Source organism: Mariniflexile fucanivorans, assembly GCF_004341235.1.
Taxonomy (GTDB): Bacteria; Bacteroidota; Bacteroidia; order Flavobacteriales; family Flavobacteriaceae; genus Mariniflexile; species Mariniflexile fucanivorans.
The window spans coordinates 286,257-310,833 of sequence record NZ_SLUP01000004.1 but is presented as its reverse complement, the minus strand read 5'-3'; the positions used below and the strand labels follow the sequence as shown (position 1 = coordinate 310,833).

Genomic DNA, 24,577 nt, shown 5'->3' with positions numbered 1-24,577 from the left:
ATATTTGACTTCATCATATTTTTTTCAAATTAATAGAAATTCACCTTCACATCTTCGCCATCAAAAAAGATTTCTTCAACCTTTTCATTTCCAACCAGAGAAACATAAAAATACATGTTAACATCTTTAAAATTCATGTAATTGTCGATTCCTTTTTTAATTTTAAGAGTTTTATTCTTTTCTGAATAGGTAAAAATCACTTCGGAATACGTTCCTTTTTCATAGTTATAAGACTCATTATCATCAACATACAATACATACTCCGCATTTTTACCGGGATAAATTCTAATTTCCATAGGATCTTCAGTTCTTTGAGTCGTAAATTGTACCGGTGGACTCATAGGTATGATGCTTCCTGCCTTCACATACAACGGTGTTTCGTTGAGTGGTACTTTTACTGATATTTTTTTACCACCTTCAATCTTTTCACTTGTCCAGAAATTATACCAATCGCCTTCTGGAAAATAAATCTCTTTTTCACGTTGTTGATATTCGGTTACAAAACCCGCCATCATAGATTCCCCAAAAAGGAGTTGATCTTTAATTCCCCAAGTATTTTTATCGTTTGGATATTGATATGCTAATGGCGCCATTAATAGTTTGCCGTCTGTAGTTACTTTTCTAGCTTCGGAATAGATATAAGGCATTAGTTGGTATCTTAAATCGATAAATTTACGTGCCGTATCTTCAAACTCTTGTCCGTAACGCCAAATCTCCGTTTCAGAAACATAACCATGAATACGGAAAATGGGACTAAACGTACCAAACTGAAACCAGCGGGTTAACAATTCAATGTATTCCGGATTTGTATATTGACTATCGAATTCTGGATTAATAGATTTTGAGTCTCTAAAAAACCCACCAATATCGTGTGTCCAATAAGGGATACCAGCCATGGTAAAGTTTAAACCTGCAGCAATTTGTTCGGAAAATTGCTCCCAAGAAGCCTCTACGTCCCCAGACCATGAAGCTGCGCCATAACGCTGTTGTCCGGAATATGCCGAACGGGTTAAATTAAACACGCGTTGCATTGGAAACTCTTCTCTTCTCCCCTCATACATCGCTTTTGTAACTAAAAGTGAATATGGATTTTGAACGGTCTCGTAAGGTCCTACGGCCGTATTTACTTTGGTATTTTTAACGCCTTCTGGCTCGGTGCCATCTAACCAAATAGAACTGACGCCTTTATGAAACATCGAATCACTTAACATACGATAAAACCGCTCGCTTACGCCTGTATCATAAATATCTACATAGTTGCTGCTTTTTATTTTTTTAAGATTGTATTTTTCTTCCAAACGCTCGTTATTAACTTCTGGCCATACAGAAACCATAAGTTTAATGTTCAATCTGGTCAATTCTTCAACCATGGCATCCGGATTGGGATATTTAGCGCGATCCCATTCTGGTCCTTTGGTGCCTTTTGGCCAATAAAACCAATCTTGTACAATGTTATCAAAAGGAATTTTTCGTTCTCTCATTTCACGGGCATTCACTAATAATTCTTCTTGATCATGATAGCGTTCACGACATTGCCAAAAACCGTAAGCACTTTTGGCGAACATAGGCGCTTTTCCTGTTAGGTTTTGATATTGTGAAATAACTTCCGCTGGATTATCTCCTTGCACTAAATAATAATCGATCGCATTGCCTTTGGTACTACTGAAAACGGTTTTATTATAATCCGGTTCGTTGTAAAATAATTTCCCTGGAATCTTAGCTCCTGTATTCTGAAAAACGACTTTATAAGTTTTCCCTGCTTCCAACTGTTTTTCACCTGAATATCTCCTAGGCATCCAGATGGTTGAGTAATTAATGATGTCATCACCGTCTATCGTTACTTTAATCTCACCTCGCATACGTCCGTTATCATCGCTCAACGCCAAAAAGGTATATGTTCCAGATTTTGTTGGCGTAAAAGTAGTTTCACGAATATTTTTTTCTGCAGCTTCTTTGGCAGCATAAGCCGCTACGTTTTCTTTTTCACCTCCAACGGGCACCACCACTTGTTCCTCCCTTTTGGTTTCAATAGAATCAGTTGAAGCAAACTGAATTTCGTTTTGAGTTTGATTAAAATCGGTAAGACTGTAATTATGCCAATAAATACCATATCCTTTTGTAGAAACTAAAAACGGAATGGCTATTTCCTGATTGTATTGTTGCAAACGGATAGGTACATTTTTCCAGTTCATGATACCACTTTGGTACTGACCCAAACCATATAAAGCCTCATCACCAACTTTAAAAGCTTGTGAAACAGTATGTGTTTTGGTCGTATCTGTTTGAATAAAAGTTAATTCGCTAGTTTCTGATACTAGATTTTTATTATCCTTCGTTTTATATTCAATAACCCCCTCACTATTCACAAAAACATTTAAAGCATCGGTGCTTATAGTCAACAAATCTTTAGTATCTGTCAACTCCCATTCCACATCCTGTGGTTCTAACACCGTAACATAATCTGGAAGTGATGATGGCTCGCTACCTACCTTCATTTTATTCACATGAATAATCGATTCATTTACAATTTCAATTTTAATGATGGTGCTATCTTGATGAATTGTAAGACCATGGTCTGATTTTTCAAACTTGTGTATAAATTTTGATTGACATCCAACCACGAACAAAGTCAGAACGAACAAACTGAAAAACGAAGCTTTTTTAAAATTTTGCATAACCTATTTTTATTTTTTTAATCTACTCTATATTTATTATTCAGAAAACACCAATTTCCATTTTATTGAATCGCCTTTTGATATAATGATTCAGTTTGATTTCTTAACTTCTTAAGAATATCGAGATGCTCTGGATTATTCGCCAAATTATTCTGTTCCATGGGATCGTTATTTACATCATATAACTCCTCGATTCTTGGGGTATGTTCGTAGTAAACAATGTATTTCCAACGGTCTGTACGCACCCCTCTACTGCGATACGATTTATTAGTGTCTATTAAATTTTGATTGATTTCATCAACATTCTTATTATTTCGTTTGTTAAACATAGCCACTAAAAACAAATCTTCCATAAAAACGGCATCGCGCCATTTGGATAGATCTTCTGTTTGATTTAAAACACCGGTAATATCACGACCTTGCATGCTTGCTGGTGGTTGTAAACCTGCCATAGACACTATGGTTGGAGCCATATCTACAGAAGATATGAGTGCATTTTCTCGACGTTCTTGTTTTGATGCTTCAACACGTCCATCATAAACAATAAGTGGTGCTTTTATAGACTCTTCATATAATAAACATTTATCGAATAAGCCATGCGATCCTTGAAAACGTCCGTTATCACTCGTATAAATAATGATGGTGTTTTCCAACAATCCTTTAGCTTTTAATTTCTCAACTAAAAACCCAACTTGTTCATCCACACTATACCCTTGAGTCGCAAAACGGCGCACGAGTCTTTGATACATTTCGGGAGTAGATGAACGCTGACGATGTAAATATACCCCACGCGCATTTTCTTTTACGACATCTGGTAAAACAGGATTATCACCCTCCACCCAATTTTCTGGAACTGAAAAATCATGCTCTTTAAATTGCTCAAAATGTGGCATGAACATATCGTTATTATTATCATGCTTCACCGCATAAAAACTCACTGATAAACAAAAGGGTTGGTTTGCTGGTTGCGTATCAATAAAATGCATCATAGCTTCCCCTGTTCTTAAAGTTCTGCCTGAGTTTTGTCTCCCTTCTTTGTAAATGTTTTGTAAAACTTCATCATTTTCTGGCCATGTAATCATGCCATCTCTATCGTGTGTTTCAGTTCCCACAAAGAAATCGAAAACCCCGCCCATATATTTTTTATAAAGTTGATTGTTAGGCATGCTCGGGCGTGTAGCTTCCTCTGTAACCGTGAATCCTACTTTGCCAATAAAACCCGTGCGATATCCTGCATTTTTAAGAATGGCTGGATAACTTTTGGCAAAATCGGCTTGTGATAAGGTATAGTCTTCTGGCGCTACAAACCCTACTTTATGGTTTGAATTATAACGACCCGTCATCATGGTTACACGACTAGGCATACAAATAGCTACTGCGTAAAAAGCCTTATCGAATGTAACCCCTTGTTCTGCCAACTTATCAATATTAGGGGTATTGAATTCAGGTTTACCGTAACACCCCATATTATCCCAACGTTGGTCGTCGGTCATTAAAAAGATGATATTGGGCTTCTTGTTTTTACTCTCAGATATTTCTTTAGTTTGTATTGCTTTTGATTTACATCCAACGAGTATGAAAACCAAAACAAACAAACTAACTTTAGAACTTCTCATGGTACGTTTCATAAATTATAATCTTATTTTTTAGGAAATTCTTTTGGTAATGGTGGTACATTTAAAGACTCTTTTTCGTCTGGAGTTCTGTTTGATGTGGTTTGTTTATCACCATACCAATACATACCAACACCATAGCCCATTTCGCAATCGGTCCAACTCCAGATTTCCATATCTAGTTGTAAAGAACTACCGAACGGCATAATGTCTAGCGATCGGCTTCTTATTTCTGTACTATAACCCATTGTGTTTTTTTCGTTGGTGGTTTTAGGGTTTAACTTATTGTAGACATAAGAACTAGGTTGTGCGTGAAAAGGGTGTTCATAAAATTCGGTACTTCTACCACCCCAGGAATAGGCATAATAATCTTCGGTACCAGTTCCAAAAATGGATGGAAAATCTTCACCATCTATCCAAATTTTTTCATCACCTTCTCCCCACCATTTTTCAACTGGGTTCATAACGGTTAAAGCATCGCCTACATATACACCGCGACCTTTAAGCGTCACGTAATTCCAATCTGAAAAAGGTCTTGTAGCTACTGGATATTGTCCGCGCCATGCGGCATTAAAATACATGCTTTCGCTATCCCATTGCCATTCGCCAACCGTGGCTTTTAAGTCCACTTTTACTGATTTTTTTCCTAAATTCACCACTGATATTTTTCCTGATTTTTGATAAGGCATCACCCATTTAGAAGTCATAGTACCATCATCACTTACCACCATATCCCATCCTTGATGCGGATTCAATCCAATACCACTACCGAAAAAATCGCCAATAGGACACCAAACTGTTTGTTCCCCATCAAACTCTATTTTTAAGATTACTGTACGTGTTACTTCTATATTTTTATAATCGCTTAACTTTAAGTTTAGTTCTCTAATGGCAGCATTTCCTTTTGGCAATTCTATGGATTTTTCTTTTTTAGAGGCTAATTTAGCTGTGAATGAAACTTGTTCACCCTCAACTGTGTTTTTAGGTTCTAACAATAATTCTCCTATCTTCTGGGTTAAAGGAATTGCTTTGTTAAAATCTTCTTTTGTAAAGGTTTTTATAGGTGTGTAATCATCGTAAGCTCTATATGTAAATTGATAAAAAAAAGGCATCGCATCCGTAGTTATTTTACAACTTTTAGCATATGGAATTGGGAAAAAAGAAACCGACGAACGCAGTGATTGATGCGCAAACGGATATGGAATTAATCCCGTACCATCAAGCAATCCTAACATGTTGCCTTCCAAAACTGGCTCCGAACTTCCATCTAAATATATTTTAATATTAATATCAGTATTGGGCTTGTCTGCACTTAAAAAAGGCATCCACGTACGTACAATAGCACCGGGTCCCACATGATCCATCAATACCCACTCTTTTTGTCCGTTTTTTTCCTCCGTCCTAATAAAATTATGGTCGGTATCCTTATTATTATAATCATGATTATTAAACCATCCCACGGTATCATTTGGTGTTTTAGAAGCTCTATTATAACTACTTTCCTGTTTTAATCTAAAATTTGTTTTTGGGAAACGCGCCACAGCATCTCTATCAACCATGTCGTTTAATAAAGATTCAATCGTTATTTTCTCAACATTTTGAGCCGACGCCAAAAGTGTAAAAACTAAAAAAATAGTGCTTAAAATTGATTTCATATAATATTATTTGTTTACATAAACATAACGAATTCTACAGGCATACCCCGTACTTTGTTCATATTTTTCGTTAAAAATTTTCAACTCTAAAATATGTTTTTTATTTTCTAAACCACTTGCCAAGGTATAATACCATGGTAAATGAAGCGATGTACTCCATTTGGTAAAAAGGTTTTGTTTTTGCCACTCTCCTTTATCTATTCTATATTCAATTATTCCAGCATCAGGTCCTGCGGCAACTGCTATTCCAACAGTATTTCCTTCAAATGTAAATTTAAATGCGCTTCCTGGAGTTTCACCCATCAGCATAGGAACATTGACATAATTAGGTCTGGTTTTTTTACCATCTTTTGGATTCCATACGGGATCAATTTTCCAGCCTTTCCTTAATTTTATACTTTTAATATCCAACAAAACACCGTTTTCATAATTAAATGCATCTAATGGATTTGGTAAGTTTCGCGCTATTATTTTATCATCATTATCTAGATGGCCCGCAAAAGTATTCTCTAAAAACTGAATCATGGAATGCGCATAAACCCCTTGTCCAAAAGGTGAAGGGTGTAAATTCTTAAAATCATCCTTCCAAGTAAATTCATCATGGTCAATACGTTCGGTTACTTCCAATGCTAAATTAATAGTTGGAATTCCGTAATGTTCTGCAACACGGTTGTGATTGGTAATAACTTCTGGTTCTTTTCCCGCTCTGTACAATTCCATTTTATCAGGATCTACAAAATGCATCATCACAATATCAACTTCAGGATTGGATTTTCGCATATGCCTAACAATGCCTTCCATGGCTCTAATTTGTTCCGTTGTAGTTCTGCCATTTCCAGCATCATTTACTGCGGCTTCTTCAAACAATAAGTCAATTTTTCCTTTAGATAATACATCGCGTTCTAATCGAAATGCCGCAGGAGTTGTTCCCATAGATGGAATACCTGCTGCAATAAATTCAAATTCCGTTCCAGGAAATTTGTTTTTTAAGTAGTTACAAATACTATCTCTCCAACCCCTGTTATGCGTAATCGAACCACCAAGAAAAGCAACACGTCCTTTTTTATTCCGCTGAAATTGAATGTGGCTATTTTGTAAACCAGTTCGCATTTGATGGTATGCTGAAGAATTCAAAGGTCCATTTTCGGTACTATGTTTCATGATAAAATCGGCCACCATATTAGGGTTATCAATATCATAATGATGCCCTTTTGACTTTTGAATACCCGAACTACAAGGCGAGACCGTTGCTGTTCCACCTAAATGAATATAATTATTCACTAGTTTTAATGAATTCTCATCGGGAGGTACCACGCCATCTTTTAAACTAATTGTATGCAAAATAGGAACTCCTGCTTTTACCAAGGCATCTAAATTATCTATAGGATTGTTTTTGTATGCTTTGGCTTCTTCATCTGATTTAAAACCATATTCTGTTTTTAAAACCTCCCAATCTTTTTTACTCCCTTCACTTATACCAAAACCTGCTGGCCAACTTTTAAAATCGCACACTACAGCATCCCCATAAATACAAGCTATCTTCTCCGCATTTTGTTTTGCCCAATTGTAGATAAATAAGCCTCCACGACTGTGCCCATGCAAAGCCACTTTATCTTGTAATTTATAGGTAGTTGTAAGATAATCGTAAAACTTATTCCAAACTTCAACAGCTTTTGGGCTTCCAAATTGATTATCGGTATTTATATAAGCTACATGAAATCCTTTGGATAAAAGCATACTATCGATCTCCGCATGATAATCGGGAAAACGTGCTCGCCACAACCAGGGATTTCCTGGTAATGGTTTTTCAGGACGCGTTAAAAAAGCTTCTTTTCCTCCCCATTTAAAATTGATGCGTTTAAAGCCTTTCCAAGTTGATTTAACTGCCTCACCTCTAATATTCTGCGCATTCATAGTGTTCGCCTTTATTAAAAAAGTGAACATTATAATAATAGCATATAGGAATTTACAGTTGTATTTCATTATTGTTATTTAATAATCAAAATAATTTCCAGCGTTTTATAATATGGATTTCATTTATTTTTTCTGCACATAATTGTAATAAACAGCGCCTTCCATTTCGCCTGCTTCATTATAAAACCATGTTTGAATAAAAGCGGGTCCTTTAGGTAAATTATTAATTGTAAAGTTTACGCCATCTTCATTTGGATTGGCATTTTTCTTTTCATCAACATATACCTTATCTCCATTCCAAATTTTAATTCGAGCGCTTGCTATATTCAGAGCTTTACCAGAACCAGCAGAGGTTAAGGTCGTTTCACCTTCAATTTCTTTTGGCCAACGTCGAAGATCAAATTTATATGCTCCAGACTTATCAAATTCTATAGCTATAAAACCACTGCCTGTAGCTCCTTTTTTAACACTTCCCTGATCCCATATTTGCGTTCCATGGAAATCGTGTGCATGAAGCACCGTTTTAGGCTCTGCTTTATTACCTATAATAATTCTTGTGTATTCACTAGAACGTTCTTCAACAAGCTGAAACCATTTTTCATATTCCTCTTTTAATTCAGCAACGATCTCGTTATATTCTGGGTTTGAAATAATATTATTTTCTTGTTTCATATCAACAAGCACATCATATAATTCCCAATCTGATGTTGCACTTGTTCTAACCAAACGCCATTTATGTTGTATCACATCACCATTCCAATCATCCTTTTTTACTGATAGTTTTTTATACTTTTCAGGAAACTCGGTCCACATATCATTGATAGTGACCGATCTGTTTTTATAATCTACCGGGTCGTTTGAAGTATCGTCATCTAAAAATGGCTTAAAGCTACGTCCACGAATTTTTAGTTTTTCTGGTCGGTTTTCAACATCTTTTAAATTTAAAATATCCATAAAAGTTGGCAGCCAATCAATGTGTGCCGTTAAAGGTTCTACGTCTTTTGCATTACCTTTACCGCCTAGGTTTCCATTAGGCCATCTAACAAAACATGGCACTCTGGTACCACCATCATAATTAGAGCCTTTTCCCCCTCGCAGATAGCCTCCATCACCATTATCTGTCGTGAAAACAACTATGGTATTATCTGCTATTCCTTTGTCTTCTAAAAACTGAAGTAATCGACCAAAATTCTTGTCTATGTTTTCTATGGTTCCCGTTTTAGCGCTTACACCTTCCCGAGCATCGGGTGGTAAAACATGTGGAGAATGAGCCGTACCTAATGGCACATAGGCAAAGAATGGTTTATTCTTTTTAATATTTTCATCTATAAAATCCATGGTGCGATTCATAAAGAAATTAGTGGTAAATGCTCCTTCAATGCCATCATCTTCATCAGTCATTTCAACTAATTTATCATCTACCCACATACTAGCACTCTGGTTGGTATTTCCCCAATAATCTGGCTGCTGACCTGTTCCGCCACCTTGAATCCAAGATACATGTTCAAATCCTCTGTCTTTAGGACGAAACGGATAATTATCACCCAAATGCCATTTAAAAAACAAGCCTGTAGCATAGCCATTGGCTTTAAAAATATCGGCCATGGTAATTTCATCAGCCCGTAACATATTGCGTCCGTTGATAGTATGCCATACACCTACTACATCACTTGGTCGCCCTGTTAAAAGTGCAGCACGCGTAGGAGAACAACTTGGTGACACATGAAAATCTGTTAAACGAACGGACTCTTCAGCGAACTTACTAATATTTGGTGTTTTTGGTGCATTTGCTTTGTAGTATGTAAAAGAACTGTGGCTAATATCATCGGGCATCACAAAAATAACATTTGGTTTGCTTGATGATTGTGCATAAATAGTCACAGCATTAAATCCTATACAAAACAAAAAAAGAAAATATTTCATATTTAATTTATTTTTTAATTAAAACAATTATTTGCCCTTTAGTAGTAGGGATATCATACAAATAACTTTTAGGCGCTTTAAATTCTTTTAAAGTAGCTTTATCAGAAATCAATGGAGTTTTGATATTAGGCGTTTGATAAAACGGATTTTCATTATCTCCTGTAGCAATTTTTAAAGAGTTACCTTCTTTAGAAGTAAGTTCATTATAAGAACGAACACGACAGTTGCCACCTATATTCGATTTTATAACCACTTTGACTATTTCGCCATTTTCCCATTCCATAGATGAAATTTCAAAACCTCCTCTAGCACGTAAACCGGTAACTGCGCCATCTTTCCAAACATCTGGAAGTGCTGGAATTAATTGAATTGCACCATCATGACTTTGTAGCATCATTTCGGTTAAACCTGAAGTAAATCCGAAATTTCCATCAATTTGAAATGGTGGATGTGCGTCTAACATATTTGCATAAGTTCCGCCTCCTTTAGGAGAATCTGGTCTGCCTACTAATTTAATTTGGTCACCCATCATTTTATAAGCATGATTTCCATCTAACAAACGTGCCCATAAGTTAATTTTCCAGTTCATGGACCATCCTGTTGAAGGATCACCTCTTTGGATTAGTGTATTTTCAGCACCTTGAAATAATTCAGGATTTCTGTAAGGTGAAATTAGGTTTGAAGGATATAAACCATATAAATGTGATACGTGACGGTGATCGTCTTCAGGGTCATCCACATCTTGCATCCATTCTTGTAATTGGTTGTGTTTACCAACTTGCATAGGAGGCAATTTAGGAAGTGTATTATTTATCTTCTCAATTAGGTCTGCATCTAAATTAAGTAATTTGGCAGCCTCGGCTGTTTTTGTTAAAATATCGAAAACCAACTGGTTATCCATAGTCGTACTCGTTTCTATGTTTACCATGTTAGGACGTCCTTTTGGACCATGTTCTGGAGAAATTGACGGCGAAATAACCAACCATCCATTTTCTGGCTCTTCAGTTAAAAAGGATAAGGCGAATTCTGCTGCACCTTTCATGGCTGGATATACTGTTTTTAAATAATTTAAATCGCCATTAAACATGAATTTATCCCATAAATGCTGACTTAACCATGTACCGCCCATGGTCCACATACCCCAAGTAGCACCATCAACGGGTCCTGCGATACGCCATAAATCGGTGTTATGGTGGGTTACCCAACCATCGGCTCCGTACATGACTTGGGCTGTTTCTTTTCCTGTAACCGACAAATCTTTTACCAATTCAATTAATGGCTCGTGCATTTCAGAAAGGTTCGTTACCTCTGCTGGCCAATAATTCATTTCAGTATTAATGTTTACGGTATAAGCACTTTTCCAAGGTGGTGTTAATTCGTTATTCCAAATACCTTGTAAATTGGCAGCTTGCCCTCCTGGTTGTGAAGAAGAAATTAATAAATAACGCCCAAATTGAAAATATAAAGCCGCCAAAGATGGATCAAAATTGGTGCTAAATTCTTTTATTCTAACATCCGTTGGTTTCTTAACAGCATTCGTTTTTCCCAAATTAAGAGATACTCTATTAAAATACGTTTGATAAAATGATATATGGTCTTTTCGTAATTGAGTATACGGTTTCTTTTCCGCAGCTGTAATATAATCCGTTGCCTTTTTATGTGGGTTTGCAGAAATATCATTATAACTAACAAAGTTGGTAGCTATGGAAACGTAAATCGTTACACTATTTGCTTTTGTTACGGTTAATGAATTGTTAGTTGAAGTTAATTTTCCACCTTCTGGAACAATTTTTACACGCGATTGAAACTCCACTTGCCCTTTAATTGGCACTTTACTTTTAAGCCTTTTATTTAAATTATCACTACTCAAACCAACCATTTTCAGTATATTATTGTTTTCTGTAGAAACAGTAACTTTTGCTGGTTCTGGACGATCCATAGTTGCTGAAAAATTAATTTTTTTCTTTTTATCAGCCGTTATTTTAATAACAATCACTTGATCTGGAAACGAAGTGAATATCTCACGTTTAAAATTAACCCCATTAACAGTATACGATGTAGAATTAATAGCGCTTTCAATATCTAATTCTCTATAGTAATTCGTGAAATTTTTATGATCTAAAAAATTTAAACGCAAATTCCCAACGGTTTCATAAGGCATTCCTGCTGAAGTTTCAGAAATGAATTTATCATTAGCTAACTTATGAGCTTCGGAGTATTTACCATCAAAAAGCAGTTTTCTAATTTCTGAAAGTGATCCTTTTGCATTCGGATTATCGTTTCTATGTGGGCCACCTGCCCAAAGTGTACCTTCATTCAATTGAATGTTTTCATGCTCTGGAATGCCATAAACCATGGCTCCTAAACGACCATTCCCTAAGGGAAGTGCTTCGTTCCAATCGGCTGCTGGGGCATCATACCAAAGTACAAGATCTTCCTTTTCTTGTGCATGGCTATTTACGAGCCCTAATAATACTACAACAAAAATGCTTAATACGTGTTTCATCTGTTTCTTTTTCAATTTTAAAAACTTATTCATTATACCGTGAAAATATAATTTTTAACAAAAATATTATATCGTGAATTTTATAGTATAAATTATGGGTCAATCCTTCTAAACTATAACTTATTCTCACGAAAATTGATGTTATTAAACCTAAAAAACAAATTTATGAATTTTAGAATTTTTAAAAATGAACTAGAATTTCTTCTTTATAGAAAAGTCCAGGCAAAACCCCTTATAGTCAAAATTAAGATAAAAATTACACTTCTCAATCTCATAAGAATTGTAGATTTTATCTCCAAATGCTACAAGGTTCAACACCTCATATTCAATAATATTATTGAGAGCTATTCTATTTTCGAATTTCGAATGAACCGATTAAGACGTTATCTGAAGAACCACCAATCTGTACCTGAAATTGTCCAGGTTCGACTTTTACTTGCATATCCAAACCAGTAAACTCCAACATATCTGGAGTTACTGCGAATGTTACTTTTTGAGATTCTCCTGCTTTCAATTCAATTTTACGAAACCCTTTTAACTCTTTCATAGGTCTTACTACCGAACCGGCTATATCTTTGATATAAAGCTGAACCACTTCCTTCCCAGTTCTAGAACCTGTGTTTTTTACATTAACCGAAACATTTATGGTAGATTTTGTGCTTGCTACCGTGTCTGAAAGTTGAAGGTTAGAATATTCAAACGACGTATAACTCAATCCATATCCGAAAGGAAATAAAGGGGTGCTTTCAGAAAAAAGATATCCTTTTTTGAAATTTATTTCCTTCTGACTGTAATGAATGGGCATCTGCCCAATGTTACGAGGCACTGTTACGGGCAATTTCCCTGAAGGACAAACATCACCAAAAAGTGTTTTTGCAACCGCCAAATCGCCAAATTCACTCAGTTCCCAACAATCAAGAATAGCATCGGCATGCTGTTCTATCGTATTAATAGAAAGGGTTCTACGATGTTTTAAAACGACGATAACCGGTTTGCCTAACTTTTTTAATTCGAGTAATAACTCATCTTGTTGCCCAACAGGATCGATATTGTCTCTATCACCCAAACCACCACTAAAATAGGCTTCTTTGGAAGTGTACTTATCATCACCAACAAATAGCACCACCAAATCTGATGATTTTGCTTTATCTACAATTTGTTTTATTCCTTTTAAAGTTTCACTTTCAGGCGTTAAAAGTGGTGTCGTTGCATCTCCATTAGTCAGTTTGAAACCTTTGTCATCCACAAAATTAATGTTTGCACCCGCTACGGTTTCGAAAGATGATTTGGCATCTGAATTAAGTACTGGTCCCACCAAAGCAATTGTTATTTTCTTATTTCTATCTAACGGAAGTATGGAGTTTTCGTTTTTTAATAAAATAATGGATTCCTCATCGGCTTCATAGGCTAATTTTTTAGCAGCATCATTGCGTGTTACTTCTTTTGCTTTTTGAATATCGGTATATGGATTTTCAAACAAACCAAGCGTAAATTTTGTACGCAAAACGCGGCTAACGGCCTCGTCAATATATTTTATAAGACTTGGGTCGGTCTTGACCATTTTTGGCAAAAGCGCATAAGCATCATCTGCATACAAATCCACATCAACGCCTGCCATAAGTGCAAGTCGTGCAGCATCTTCTGGAGTTTCAGCTACTTTCATAAAATAATGTAACCTACCAATATCGTTCGCATCGGAAACCACATAGCCTTTAAAACCCCAATCATTCCGAAGTATTTTTGTTAATAATTCGTGATTCGCATGACTCGCAACACCATTTATATCGCCATGCGAAGCCATAATACCAAGCGTATTGGCACGCTGAACTGCTGCTTTAAAAGGTGGTAAAATTTCATCAATGAATGTTCGTGGAGAGATTTCTACTGAAGCAAAATTTTTGCCTCCAGATACTTGGGCATAACCAGCAAAATGTTTGGTAACAGCTCCAATATGTGTGCTATTAAGTCCTTTACTATCGCCTTGAAGTCCAGTAACCGAACTCACTATCATTTCGGTTACCAAATGCGTATCTTCACCAAAAGTTTCACTCATACGCCCAAAACGTGGATCGCGTGCTATATCCGCTTCTGGAGAGTGTGTTAAATGAAGCCCTCGAAGTCGCGCTTCATGCCCCATCGCATTATATATGCGTTTAACTAAATCGATATTCCAACTAGAGGATAACGAAATTGGTCTCCCAAATTGTGTGCATCCGCGAGCATCAACGCCACTATACGATTCGGTAACGAAAAAAGCAGGAATACCCAGTCGATTGTTTTTTATAACATAAGCCTGAAGCTGATTATTAAGTTTTGCTGCTCTTTCTGGACTATATGAATCGCCAGGGCTCTTTATACCTGCAATTCCAAAATTTAACCTGCCTTTCACATCATCAGAAAGTACAAGACTGTCTTTTTCGTTCAAACCTACGCCAAGTCCAGAATGGAACATCCTAATTTGAGCTACTTTTTCTTCCAAGGTCATTCGCGATAACAAATCTTGAACCCGAACATCTATAGGCAAATCCTTTTGTTTATATTTTTTTTCAGGTAAGATGATAAAGCCAAATCCTATAAAGCAAAATATTAGGATGAATATAAGTTTTTGCATGTCTTTTTTGATTTTATGATGCGTAATTGATGATTGATGCAAGGTGAATTATTTATATAGGAACACTAATCTTCTATAATTGAGTTACCTTATTGTTGGTTCCGTGGTCTGTAACTTTACCTAAACTAATAATGGTATTTCCACTTGATGACGCTTCCAAAATAATGGGATATTCCGTTTCGTTTTTAATGGTAGAATTATCATCTTTAACTACAATGGGACGCAAATTCGTATCCATCGGTCCTTCTGTTCTGTGAAAAACGATGGTGTGATTACTTCCTAAAACATCAGCAATATTATGGTCTCCCACGGCATTTGGTGATGGAATAATGGTTAATTCAATATTCTGATTTGATTTGGATAACCTGAAATCACTTAAAGGTGCATAAGCGAAATTCCCTGAAGAATTGGTAATCTTCCCATTTTGAGGTAAATTAAAATTAGTCGCTCCACAATCAATAGCTTTAGAGTTAGAAACTGTTGCTTTACTTGCTAGATATACCCTGATACCACCTCTCATTTTTTTTACGGTACAGTTTTCTACCGTTACACTGCCTCCATGTGTATATACACGAATGCCATCTTCTGAAAGTGGATACATGACGTTTTTTGGAATAGGCTTGTTATTGGTTTTGTAATTGGATCTCACTGGTAAATCCTCTGGTTTTGTTTCTAAATATAAATCGGCACTAGGTCGCATTCTTCCTTCTACCAAGGTATTTTTTATAACCGATTCATCAGCTGGTTCTTGCATATAAATACCATGTCCGAAAGCCCTTTGTTGCACTTCGCAACTATCTACTGTATTTCGTTTCCCTTTTAGCAATATGCCACAACGTTTATTCAGTCCGAATACATTATCCCGACCTATTCCATAGATGCTTCCGTATCCGTAAGGAAACGAACCTCTAACTGTTAACTTTGTGTTTAAAACTATATTATCATCACCTATAACATCCAAAACTGCCTGACCTTTTAGGCCACTTGCTAATGTGGAACGCTCTTGATTGTAGGTGCTAAAATCTGAAACCTCAACCAAACCGCTCACATAAGTATCTTCAAAAGTGCCACCTTTAAATATGTTTTTATTACCAGAAATAATAATGTAGCTCTGCTTTGTAGAACCCACAGGCGCATTTACGTAAACGCCAGATAAATCTATTATGTTATTGGAGCCAGAACAAAGAATTTTTCTTTGGTCTATCGGAAGTTCAGTCAGGTCATAGTTACCAGATTTCAAAACAATAGTTTGATTACTGTTTTTTACAACTTCGCATAATGCTGATAAAGTAGACACTTCTATTGTGGTTTGAGCAGATAATTTTAAACAAGCAAACCCCATTAATAAGATAGCTATTCTAAATCTATTCATGTTTTTTATTTTAAATGAGACGTTATAAAATTGGCAGCATAATCGTTAAGTGCTTCCATGGAAGGCGAGATGTCTTTTCCGCTAAAACTATGTCCTGCATTTTCTATGGTCAATAACTCTACATTGGCATTTTTTTCTTTCGCTATTTCCATCATGTAGGTAGAATTAATGATGGGAAGCACCGTATCTTTATCACCATGCAATAATAATATGGGCGGACTATTTTGTTCTAAAAGTTCCGTTGGACTTAGCAACTTTGCCAATTCTTGTTTTTCTTCTAAAGGCGCACCTAACAGACGTACAAAAAGTTTTCCGTCTTCAAAAATAGAACCCGGTCTTAAATCTGGATTTATACAGGATGTGAAAGGAAAATAAGAAGCAACACATTTAAAATTAGGAGCATAATCCGATAATTCTGGGTCACCTTTAAAATCAGTATCTTTTCCTAAGGCGGTTACTAAACTTAAATGCCCACCAGCAGAACCTCCCCAAATGCCATATTTTTCTTTGTCCAATTTATATTTTTCTGCATTTTTTAAAAGAAACCTTGCAGCATCTTTGGCATCTACAACCGCATCGTAAGCATTGGATTTTCCCTTGGCCAATCTGTATTCAATTGTGGCACAAACAACCCCTTTTTCAACCAGAGATTTTAAAGTACCTAGAAACGCTTTTCTAAATATATTGTATTGACTGCCTCCTGCCCATCCACCGCCGTGAACATGTAACATCCATGGATTTTTTTGCTGAATTTTATCTGCATCTGGATAGAAAATAGTCATTTCTAATTCTTTTCCATCTATCAATTTATAAACTACAGTTTCTTTATGGTTAAAAGTATCCAGAACTTCTTTTTCTTCTGGAGTTTGCCCAAACACCATCGTTTGGCAAACGAGAAATAAAATAAAAACAACCATTAACTTACATAATAATGGGTTCCTTTTATTCTGAAAACTACATCTAAACATATTCATGAGTTTTATTTTATAATTAATTGTATAACGTTTATTTAACAATACGGATGTTAATCATTCTATGGTTAGCACACTTCTAAATTACGGCTCCAAAAGTATTATGTTATGATACTGTAAAATGACTTTGCCTATATATCTTACTACACTGTATCTAATATTTATCTAACTTATGATTAAGGTAATTTTACCTCAAAAGTTTTTGAATTATAATCCCGAACTCCTGTAATCACTACTTTTTGTCCTTTGTATTTTTGAAAACACTTTTCCAAGTCACTGATGTTCTGAATTATATCCTCATTAACCTGCTGTATAACCCAATCTCTATCCAACTTAGCATCTAACCATATTTTACCTTTACCTGCATCAATAGATTTTATATAGCATCCAAAATTATAGCCACCCGTAGCATCGATTAAATCAGGGTCATCAGCTATATTTATTAGTGATGCTCCAAACACTTCTTTTTCGATTGCTTTTGAAACTGCTTTTTCACCTTCATATTTACCAGTCAACAAGGTACTTAACCAACTTGGGTAACTAACCGTTTTCACTTTATTAAAAATAGCTTCCGTTTTAAAACCAACAGGAACACCATTAGCATCGAATGTTTGCGCTTTTAAAGTGGTAGTATGGTGAAGTTTTATTTCTTTTGAATATTCTAAAGCATACACACTTGGTTCTGAACCATCTAATGTGAAATAAACTTTTGCACCGTTTCCTGCACGAATGTCTGCTTTCAAGGTTACTTTAATTTCTTCTGAAAACTCACCGCCAAATGGTACAATTCGTGTCATTTGATGCCCAAATTCACCCATAGGAAAGTTTTTAAAACCCAATTTTAATGCAGGCGAATTTTCCTTTACCTGATAATTTCCATTTAACGGATCTACAAAATTAGGATTCCCGATGGCAGCATTCAGATCATATCCTTCTTGTTGCCATGCTTCCATGTTTAAATTTTCAGTGACTAAAAAATCATTTGGATAATTAATATTCCAATATAAATTTTGGTCGTAATGAGTACTCCATTTCGTTTCGGTTGGCAAAGCTACGGGACGGATAAAGTTTTTAGTGCCTTCCGTTTTTCCTGGAATGGCTCCAGAGATTACAAAAATGTTTCTATATATCTCATCTTCGGAATTTTTTGGCCATACATGCCAGCCCAAAGGCACCGCACTCACGGTAATATTATTATACACCTTTCGAGCCATACCATCGCGTAATTTAATGGTAGAACCTAAATTAAGATTGTTATATATTTCAAAATAACTGGAACCATCATCTAAGTCAATAGTCCAGTTTCCAGCACTGATGGATTTTCGATAATTGGCTATTTTGTTGTTTCTAATAATGACATTATCAATCGCATCAAGCTTTGTTAGCTTTTTAATAAATTCTTCATCCGAACCCCTAGAGCCTTTCCATTGACGTTCACGACCCCATGAATTAAAGGGTCCGTGTTCGCCAGTTTCCCTTACGGTTTCCCAAATATCGTTGTGCTCAATAATATGTCCGCCCCACGTTCCATCATTAATACAAATGCCAGCTCTCGGGCAATTATAAATGCTGTTATGTGATGCTGTGATTTTATGACTCATGGAAATATAAACGCCGGCTACTTGCTTACCAACATCACCAAAATCGTGCATAATAGAGTTTTCAACGATACAGTTTTTTGGATAATCATCTGTTTTTGGCCCAGGTTTTAGATCCATGTTTTTGCGCATTTCTTCCCAGTCTTTTCCGTGGATTTCTTTATCGTCCCATGTTTGATAAAAACGTACAGCATCGGGTGAACCGACAAAACAAACGGCACTTTCGCCCGTATGGACAAACTTGCTGTTTCTAACCGCATTATCTCGATTGTAACCGCTCATAAAAACACCATTTCCACCTATATATTCAAAGCTACAATCTTCAACCGAACAATTTTCTGCTCCTTCCATAAATACGGCACCACCACGATGGATTGCCCAATCGCCCCTTGCAACGGGCTCATAAGTCTCCATAAATGTGTAATTGGATTGCGTAAAATTCAATCCTTTAAAATGAATATTTTTTACTGGGGATTTACTTGTTCCTTTAAGTTGAATTAAATCTTTTATTACAGGAACTTCCACCTTGGCTTCCGATAATTTGATACCCGTTTCAGGATAATAATAAAGTTTACTGGTTGTGGTATCTAAAAACCATTCGCCAGGGACATCTAACTCTTCAAATATATTTTCAATAAAAAACCAAGATGCTTTTTCTCCTTTACCTCCAATACCATATCGTCTTTGTAACTGCCAGCCACCCTCATTTAAATAGATTTTATGCTCGTCTCTATTGATGTCTATGATACGATATTGCATATTGCCCCAATTATGACTTTGAAACGCGTGTACAATGCCAGTTTCTGGGTGTTTCCAATCTTTACTTGAAAACGTTTTAGGGTTAAATGAAAACCATGTATCATAACGATTATCGGTTCCATCAGCAACTAAATCATAGCCGTTTCCGCCTCGAAGTGGATTTTGATAATCGTAATTTGGAAAACGTGCACGAACTTGTCTTTCGCCGTTTATAAACAATTGATCGAAATTCGTTCCAGATGGTAGTTGGGTTACATAAATGCCGTTTTTATATGCTTTCCAATTTAAATATTCTAAATGTTTGGAGCCTTTTATGGTGACATTTGCACCAGGCAGGGCAGCAAACATAACAGGGTTTAAAGATGTTCCAGAGTATTCACTATCTAATAAAATGGTTTTATCCAAATAATAACTTCCTTCATGAAACCAAACGGTAACAGCTTCCTTTCCTGCAAACTTTTTCACTTCTAACAAGACTCTTGAAAATGTAGCAAAAGGATTTTCTTTAGTTCCTGAATGACTATCATTTCCAATTGGAGAAACAAATAGTTCCTTTGCTTGTAATTGATTTATGACAATCAATAACAACGCAACCAAAAATCTATATTTTATGTTTCCCATTTTATTCAAAAATTAAATGCGGATATCACTGTTTTTTGTTGGTTTATAATTAATCTAACGTATAAACTATCGGTTCTATGGTGCCATCTTCTCTGAATGTCATTTTATCAAAACAAGCCGAACGACGGTGAAACGTACCTTTATTAACATCACCACGTTGATAAAAGAAGTACCATTGGTTTTTAAATTCTATGGCCGACATATGTACCGGAGCATCCCGTTGTTCTACTGTGATGTAGCCTTTAAATTCGGCATAGGGTTTAGTTGGCAATGGCGTATCTGCCATCCAATAACCCGTTTTCCAACCTTTACGACCCATAAAATAGTATTTACCATTACGTTTAAAACAATGCACTGCTTCATTTACTTCTTCCTCGCTTAACCGCATCCATGGACCATCAAGCTCTATCATATTATCTTTAAGTTTTGCACCCATAACATGACGGCCTTTGTCGCCAATATCCACCTTCGTATCATTACCATAAATGTAAGCTTGCCCATCGTCGTCAATAAAAACGGTAGGATCAAAAATTGTCGTGATTTTATCGGTGACTGCTTCTTCCCATGGGCCTATTGGCGATTTACTTTTTGCAACACCTATATGTGTTTTATCATAGGGAAAATAAAAATAGTACCATCCGTTTTTGTAAGCCACATCGGGGGCATTCATTTGTCCATAAGCCCATGAATATTCACGAGGTTTTAATACCACGCCATGATTAATCCATGTTTTTAAATCGGAGGATTCCAAAACAATATAATCTTGCATCCCTGAGTAATTTTCAGCATCAGGCTGATCGTGAGAACAATAAACATACACCTTATCATTATAAACTTCAGCAGCAGGATCGGCAGCATATAAAAAGTTAGGATCCGTATTTTTGAGAATCGGGTTTTGCGACCAAGACCACTGACTTATAACTCCAACCAAAAGGATAAATACTAATTGATTTTGTTTCATGTTATTATTACACTTTCATTAATATTGGCTAAAACTAAATGAAAACGACTTTAAATATGTTAAAATGACCTATTAATGCCAAGTAATTTTAGCCTCCTTAGTGTCTGTATTTACCCAAATACTAGCGTGTTCAAATTCACGAGTAAAAATCCATCCATCTGAGGTTTCACGCTTAAAAGCACCTTTTGGACTCCCTAGTGGTTTTTGTAACGCAGGGTAATCTACCAAGTTACCATCTTGTAAATTCCAACCCCAATTCCATTGAAAATATGAATACGGTTGTGCCCCTATAAGGAAACAAGCCTGGTGATATTCCAATTGATTTTTAGATCTTTGTTCTATGTCACTAGTTCCAGTAGCACCAATGGTTATATCGGTTTTACCCTTACCTTTAGCTCCAAAACGGTAAATGGATATTTTACCCGCCTTAGCAATTCGTTCCATATCGTACCATTCTTGAAGTAGGTTTTCTTTATTGGTAACCGTACCATTGTAATGTTCAAACATAAAGGCATCGCAGTGAGGAAAAACTTCTTCAGTTCTTGCAGCGTTATTTCCAATCAATATTTTATCGGGTCCCATTTGTTTTTTTAGTTCAGCCATCATCTCTCCTTTGGCTTTTGCAATTTCAACCAATTGATCATTCGGATAATCTGAATTTAAACCCACATTCATACGATCAATAAAAACACCATCTGCTCCTGAAATTTTAACACCTTCAACAGCTGATTTTACCCACCATTTACGAAAATCTGGATTCAAGGCATCAAAATAGTATGAAAATCCTGGACTGGTTTTTTCCCTAAATTTTCCAGTCTTTGGATTGATATATAGAAATTTGGCTAATTCTGGGTTTTTAGCAATACCCTCTGGAGTAAATTCTTGATTGAAACGAGGGTAAGGCCATGCTAAATAGGAATTGTAATAATACAAAACTTTAGCCTCTGGTTTTACTTTATGAAACGCTTCCACTTCATGCTTTGTTCCTAGTACCTGGTCACCAAGTGCGTTGAATGCATGCGATTTTTCAATACAGATAAAATCGGTTCTATCTGCTATAAATTTAACTTCATCGGGCTGTAACACGCGGTCTATATCACCAAAATGATAATACATTGGTGTACTTTCCCAACTGAATTTTGGAAAATATGTTTTAGATTCAAAACTATCACCATCACTTATTAGAAATGATGATTTTTTTGTTCCACACGAAAACAAAGTTATTGTGATTAAACTTATAACGCTTAGTGTTTTAATACATTCTTTTTTAATTAGCTCCTTTTTTTTCATTTTAATATTTGATTTATTTTTTGTGACTTGAGAATTTTTATGAACCCGAAAACACTATCATTGGTTCCAGAAATCGGGTTCTATTTCAGTTAATTTATTGGTGTATATTTAATAGTGATACGTCCTTCTTTTATTGGTTTTTCAAAATCAATACCAATTCTATAAGCGGTACCTCCTTCGCGTAAAGCTTTAACAGGGACTTGTTCGTCCTTAATTTTTATTTTACCTCCAACTCCTGTAACTTCAGCTTTTACTTTTTGACTTTTTGAAGTTAAGATGACTGTTTGATTATCAATAATTTCATATTTAGAATAGGTCATGATGGCAGTACCAAAAGTAACAGGCTCTGAAGCAGTGAAATCATCTTCAATACTAATCACTCCTGTACCAGATTTATCATTTACCATGGTTCTGGTTAAGGATTTTAACATAGCTAATTCATAAGCAGGCTTGATATCCATAACCACTTTATCAGAATCATTTTTAAATATGGTTTCTGTTATTTTGCCTTCGAATTCTCTTCCGTTTGATTGTAATGTATTATTAATTCTAGGAACAGGATGTCCCCAAGAACTTCTGGCTTTATTGTCTTTTGAAAATGATCCTGCTGTATAGGATGGTGCACCAATGTCGCCAGTAATTAAATCTTTATCAATAACTAAAATATAGGTTCCTACATCACTGTGGTTATGGTTTTCGGCATTATGCCCTGCTTTTATAGCTATTGAAAATGGTACTTTTTGTTTCCCACGAGAAATTACCATGCCAAAATCGTCAAAATAAGTATGACCGTTTAATTCTGAATTTTGAGTTTCACTCTCCTTGTTAACATTGAACATTTTTGGATTGTTCCAAGCCATAATTTGTTCAACAGCTTCTTCCATTCTAATTTCTGAAGGTTTAATGGCACCATAATATTTTGAAGATAGCACCTCTGCAAAATTACTTCCGCTACTTTCTGTATGCGACACACCATCGGCAAAGGGTGCACAAGTTCCATTTTGAATTTCGAAATGCTCAGGAAAATTTCCAACATTTCTTAATTTCTCCGGGTTATCGAAATGGAATAGATTTATTTTTCCATTGGTATAATCGGATAACATTTGAGCTATATACAAATAATGATTAAAACCATAACCCCAATATCCCAATCCCTCCGAACAATACCCATCGGCACCAAAACCACTTATGTAATGTTTCATGCTGTTTATTGAAGACCCAACGGCAGCCAAACGCTCTTCAGCACTTTCAGAATTGGTAATGGTTACCAACACAGCACCACTGGTACAAACCGAATTCCAGTTACTTGTACCATTTAACCATGTATTATTTCCGTCTGGTTTTTTGCAACTTTTTAAATAGGAATCGGTGATACGCCATTGTAACTGTTTTTTAATTTCAGCTTGTATGGCTTCCGAAAGTGAATTTCCTAAAAGGGATTCCGCTATAGCTAAAACGCCTCCAAACTTACGAGCCCCTAAATCTATCGATACTCGTTTTCCTTCTAAAACACCGTTATCTCTATCATCATGATTGGGATGCAACCAAGATTTCATATCCATAATAGCTTGTATATATGTATTTATTTGAGGTAAAAAACGCCCTTTATTTTCTAAACATTCTGCTAAAATAAAATGCTCTAAGCGATCCATGGTTCGGTAATATCTGGGTTTGTAAATTCCGCGATTCCCTTCTTTATTGGCTCTTCTATATATTTCATCTGAAATAGGTACTTCTGGTTTTTCATCCAATAAAGACTCAGCTTTTTCTAAATACGCTTTACCAGAAGGTGTTGCTGCGATAGCATCCCAATAGTTTCTATCGCTTATTTGTGGTGCCGCCTGATATGCTTCTTTAGGCATCACTTTTTTAAGCATTTCCATTTGTTTTGCTGAAGGATATATTTGATCACCATCGGCTTGTTTGAAATATTCGACAATATTTAATGTGTCTTTTTTTTGATTATTATAACTAAAAGCAACAGCAAAAAACAGGAAGCATCCAAAACAGATTAATGCTTTCATTTTTCTTTTCATATTCATGACTACAGATTTAATTTAGCAAATTAATTATTTTAAGAATGATTATATATAAATCATTACTCATGC

At 35.7% G+C, this 24,577-nt stretch carries 13 protein-coding genes; all 13 read right to left on the bottom strand.

What is annotated here, in order from left to right; translation table 11 throughout:
- Positions 1-29 precede the first annotated feature (29 nt).
- Positions 30-2,675, bottom strand: a complete 2,646-nt coding sequence (locus EV196_RS10440) for a glycoside hydrolase family 31 protein (RefSeq protein WP_132217699.1) — start codon at positions 2,673-2,675, stop codon at positions 30-32.
- Positions 2,676-2,737: 62 nt separating this feature from the next.
- Positions 2,738-4,303 carry a sulfatase-like hydrolase/transferase gene (locus tag EV196_RS10435; protein ID WP_207902850.1) on the bottom strand — a complete coding sequence of 522 codons (1,566 nt, stop codon included), beginning with the start codon at positions 4,301-4,303 and terminating at the stop codon, positions 2,738-2,740.
- An 11-nt stretch (positions 4,304-4,314) separates the two neighbouring features.
- Positions 4,315-5,943: a glycoside hydrolase family 172 protein gene (locus EV196_RS10430; protein ID WP_132217698.1), complete on the bottom strand. Its 1,629-nt coding sequence runs from the start codon at positions 5,941-5,943 to the stop codon at positions 4,315-4,317.
- Positions 5,944-5,949: 6 nt separating this feature from the next.
- Positions 5,950-7,926 (bottom strand): SGNH/GDSL hydrolase family protein, encoded by a 1,977-nt coding sequence (locus tag EV196_RS10425; protein ID WP_132217697.1) that lies wholly within the window; start codon positions 7,924-7,926, stop codon positions 5,950-5,952.
- Between the two features lie 54 nt (positions 7,927-7,980).
- The gene (locus EV196_RS10420; protein ID WP_132217696.1) at positions 7,981-9,780 is read right to left on the bottom strand and encodes a sulfatase-like hydrolase/transferase; all 1,800 of its coding nucleotides are present in this window, start codon (positions 9,778-9,780) and stop codon (positions 7,981-7,983) included.
- Positions 9,781-9,787: 7 nt separating this feature from the next.
- Entirely contained in the window at positions 9,788-12,286 is a 2,499-nt protein-coding gene (locus tag EV196_RS10415) for a glycoside hydrolase family 95 protein (RefSeq protein ID WP_132217695.1), read from the bottom strand.
- Positions 12,287-12,635: 349 nt separating this feature from the next.
- Entirely contained in the window at positions 12,636-14,897 is a 2,262-nt protein-coding gene (locus EV196_RS10410; protein ID WP_132217694.1) for a glycoside hydrolase family 3 N-terminal domain-containing protein, read from the bottom strand.
- A gap of 73 nt (positions 14,898-14,970) precedes the next feature.
- Positions 14,971-16,269: a right-handed parallel beta-helix repeat-containing protein gene (locus EV196_RS10405; protein ID WP_132217693.1), complete on the bottom strand. Its 1,299-nt coding sequence runs from the start codon at positions 16,267-16,269 to the stop codon at positions 14,971-14,973.
- A 5-nt stretch (positions 16,270-16,274) separates the two neighbouring features.
- Positions 16,275-17,186, bottom strand: a complete 912-nt coding sequence (locus EV196_RS10400; RefSeq protein WP_207902849.1) for a prolyl oligopeptidase family serine peptidase — start codon at positions 17,184-17,186, stop codon at positions 16,275-16,277.
- A 230-nt stretch (positions 17,187-17,416) separates the two neighbouring features.
- Entirely contained in the window at positions 17,417-20,218 is a 2,802-nt protein-coding gene (locus EV196_RS10395; protein ID WP_132217691.1) for a chitobiase/beta-hexosaminidase C-terminal domain-containing protein, read from the bottom strand.
- A 49-nt stretch (positions 20,219-20,267) separates the two neighbouring features.
- Complete coding sequence (locus EV196_RS10390) at positions 20,268-21,179, bottom strand: family 43 glycosylhydrolase (RefSeq protein ID WP_132217690.1); 912 nt, start codon at positions 21,177-21,179, stop codon at positions 20,268-20,270.
- A gap of 72 nt (positions 21,180-21,251) precedes the next feature.
- Complete coding sequence (locus EV196_RS10385; RefSeq protein WP_132217689.1) at positions 21,252-22,469, bottom strand: putative glycoside hydrolase; 1,218 nt, start codon at positions 22,467-22,469, stop codon at positions 21,252-21,254.
- Positions 22,470-22,558: 89 nt separating this feature from the next.
- The gene (locus EV196_RS10380; protein WP_207902848.1) at positions 22,559-24,511 is read right to left on the bottom strand and encodes a heparinase II/III family protein; all 1,953 of its coding nucleotides are present in this window, start codon (positions 24,509-24,511) and stop codon (positions 22,559-22,561) included.
- Between the last annotated feature and the right edge of the window lie 66 nt (positions 24,512-24,577).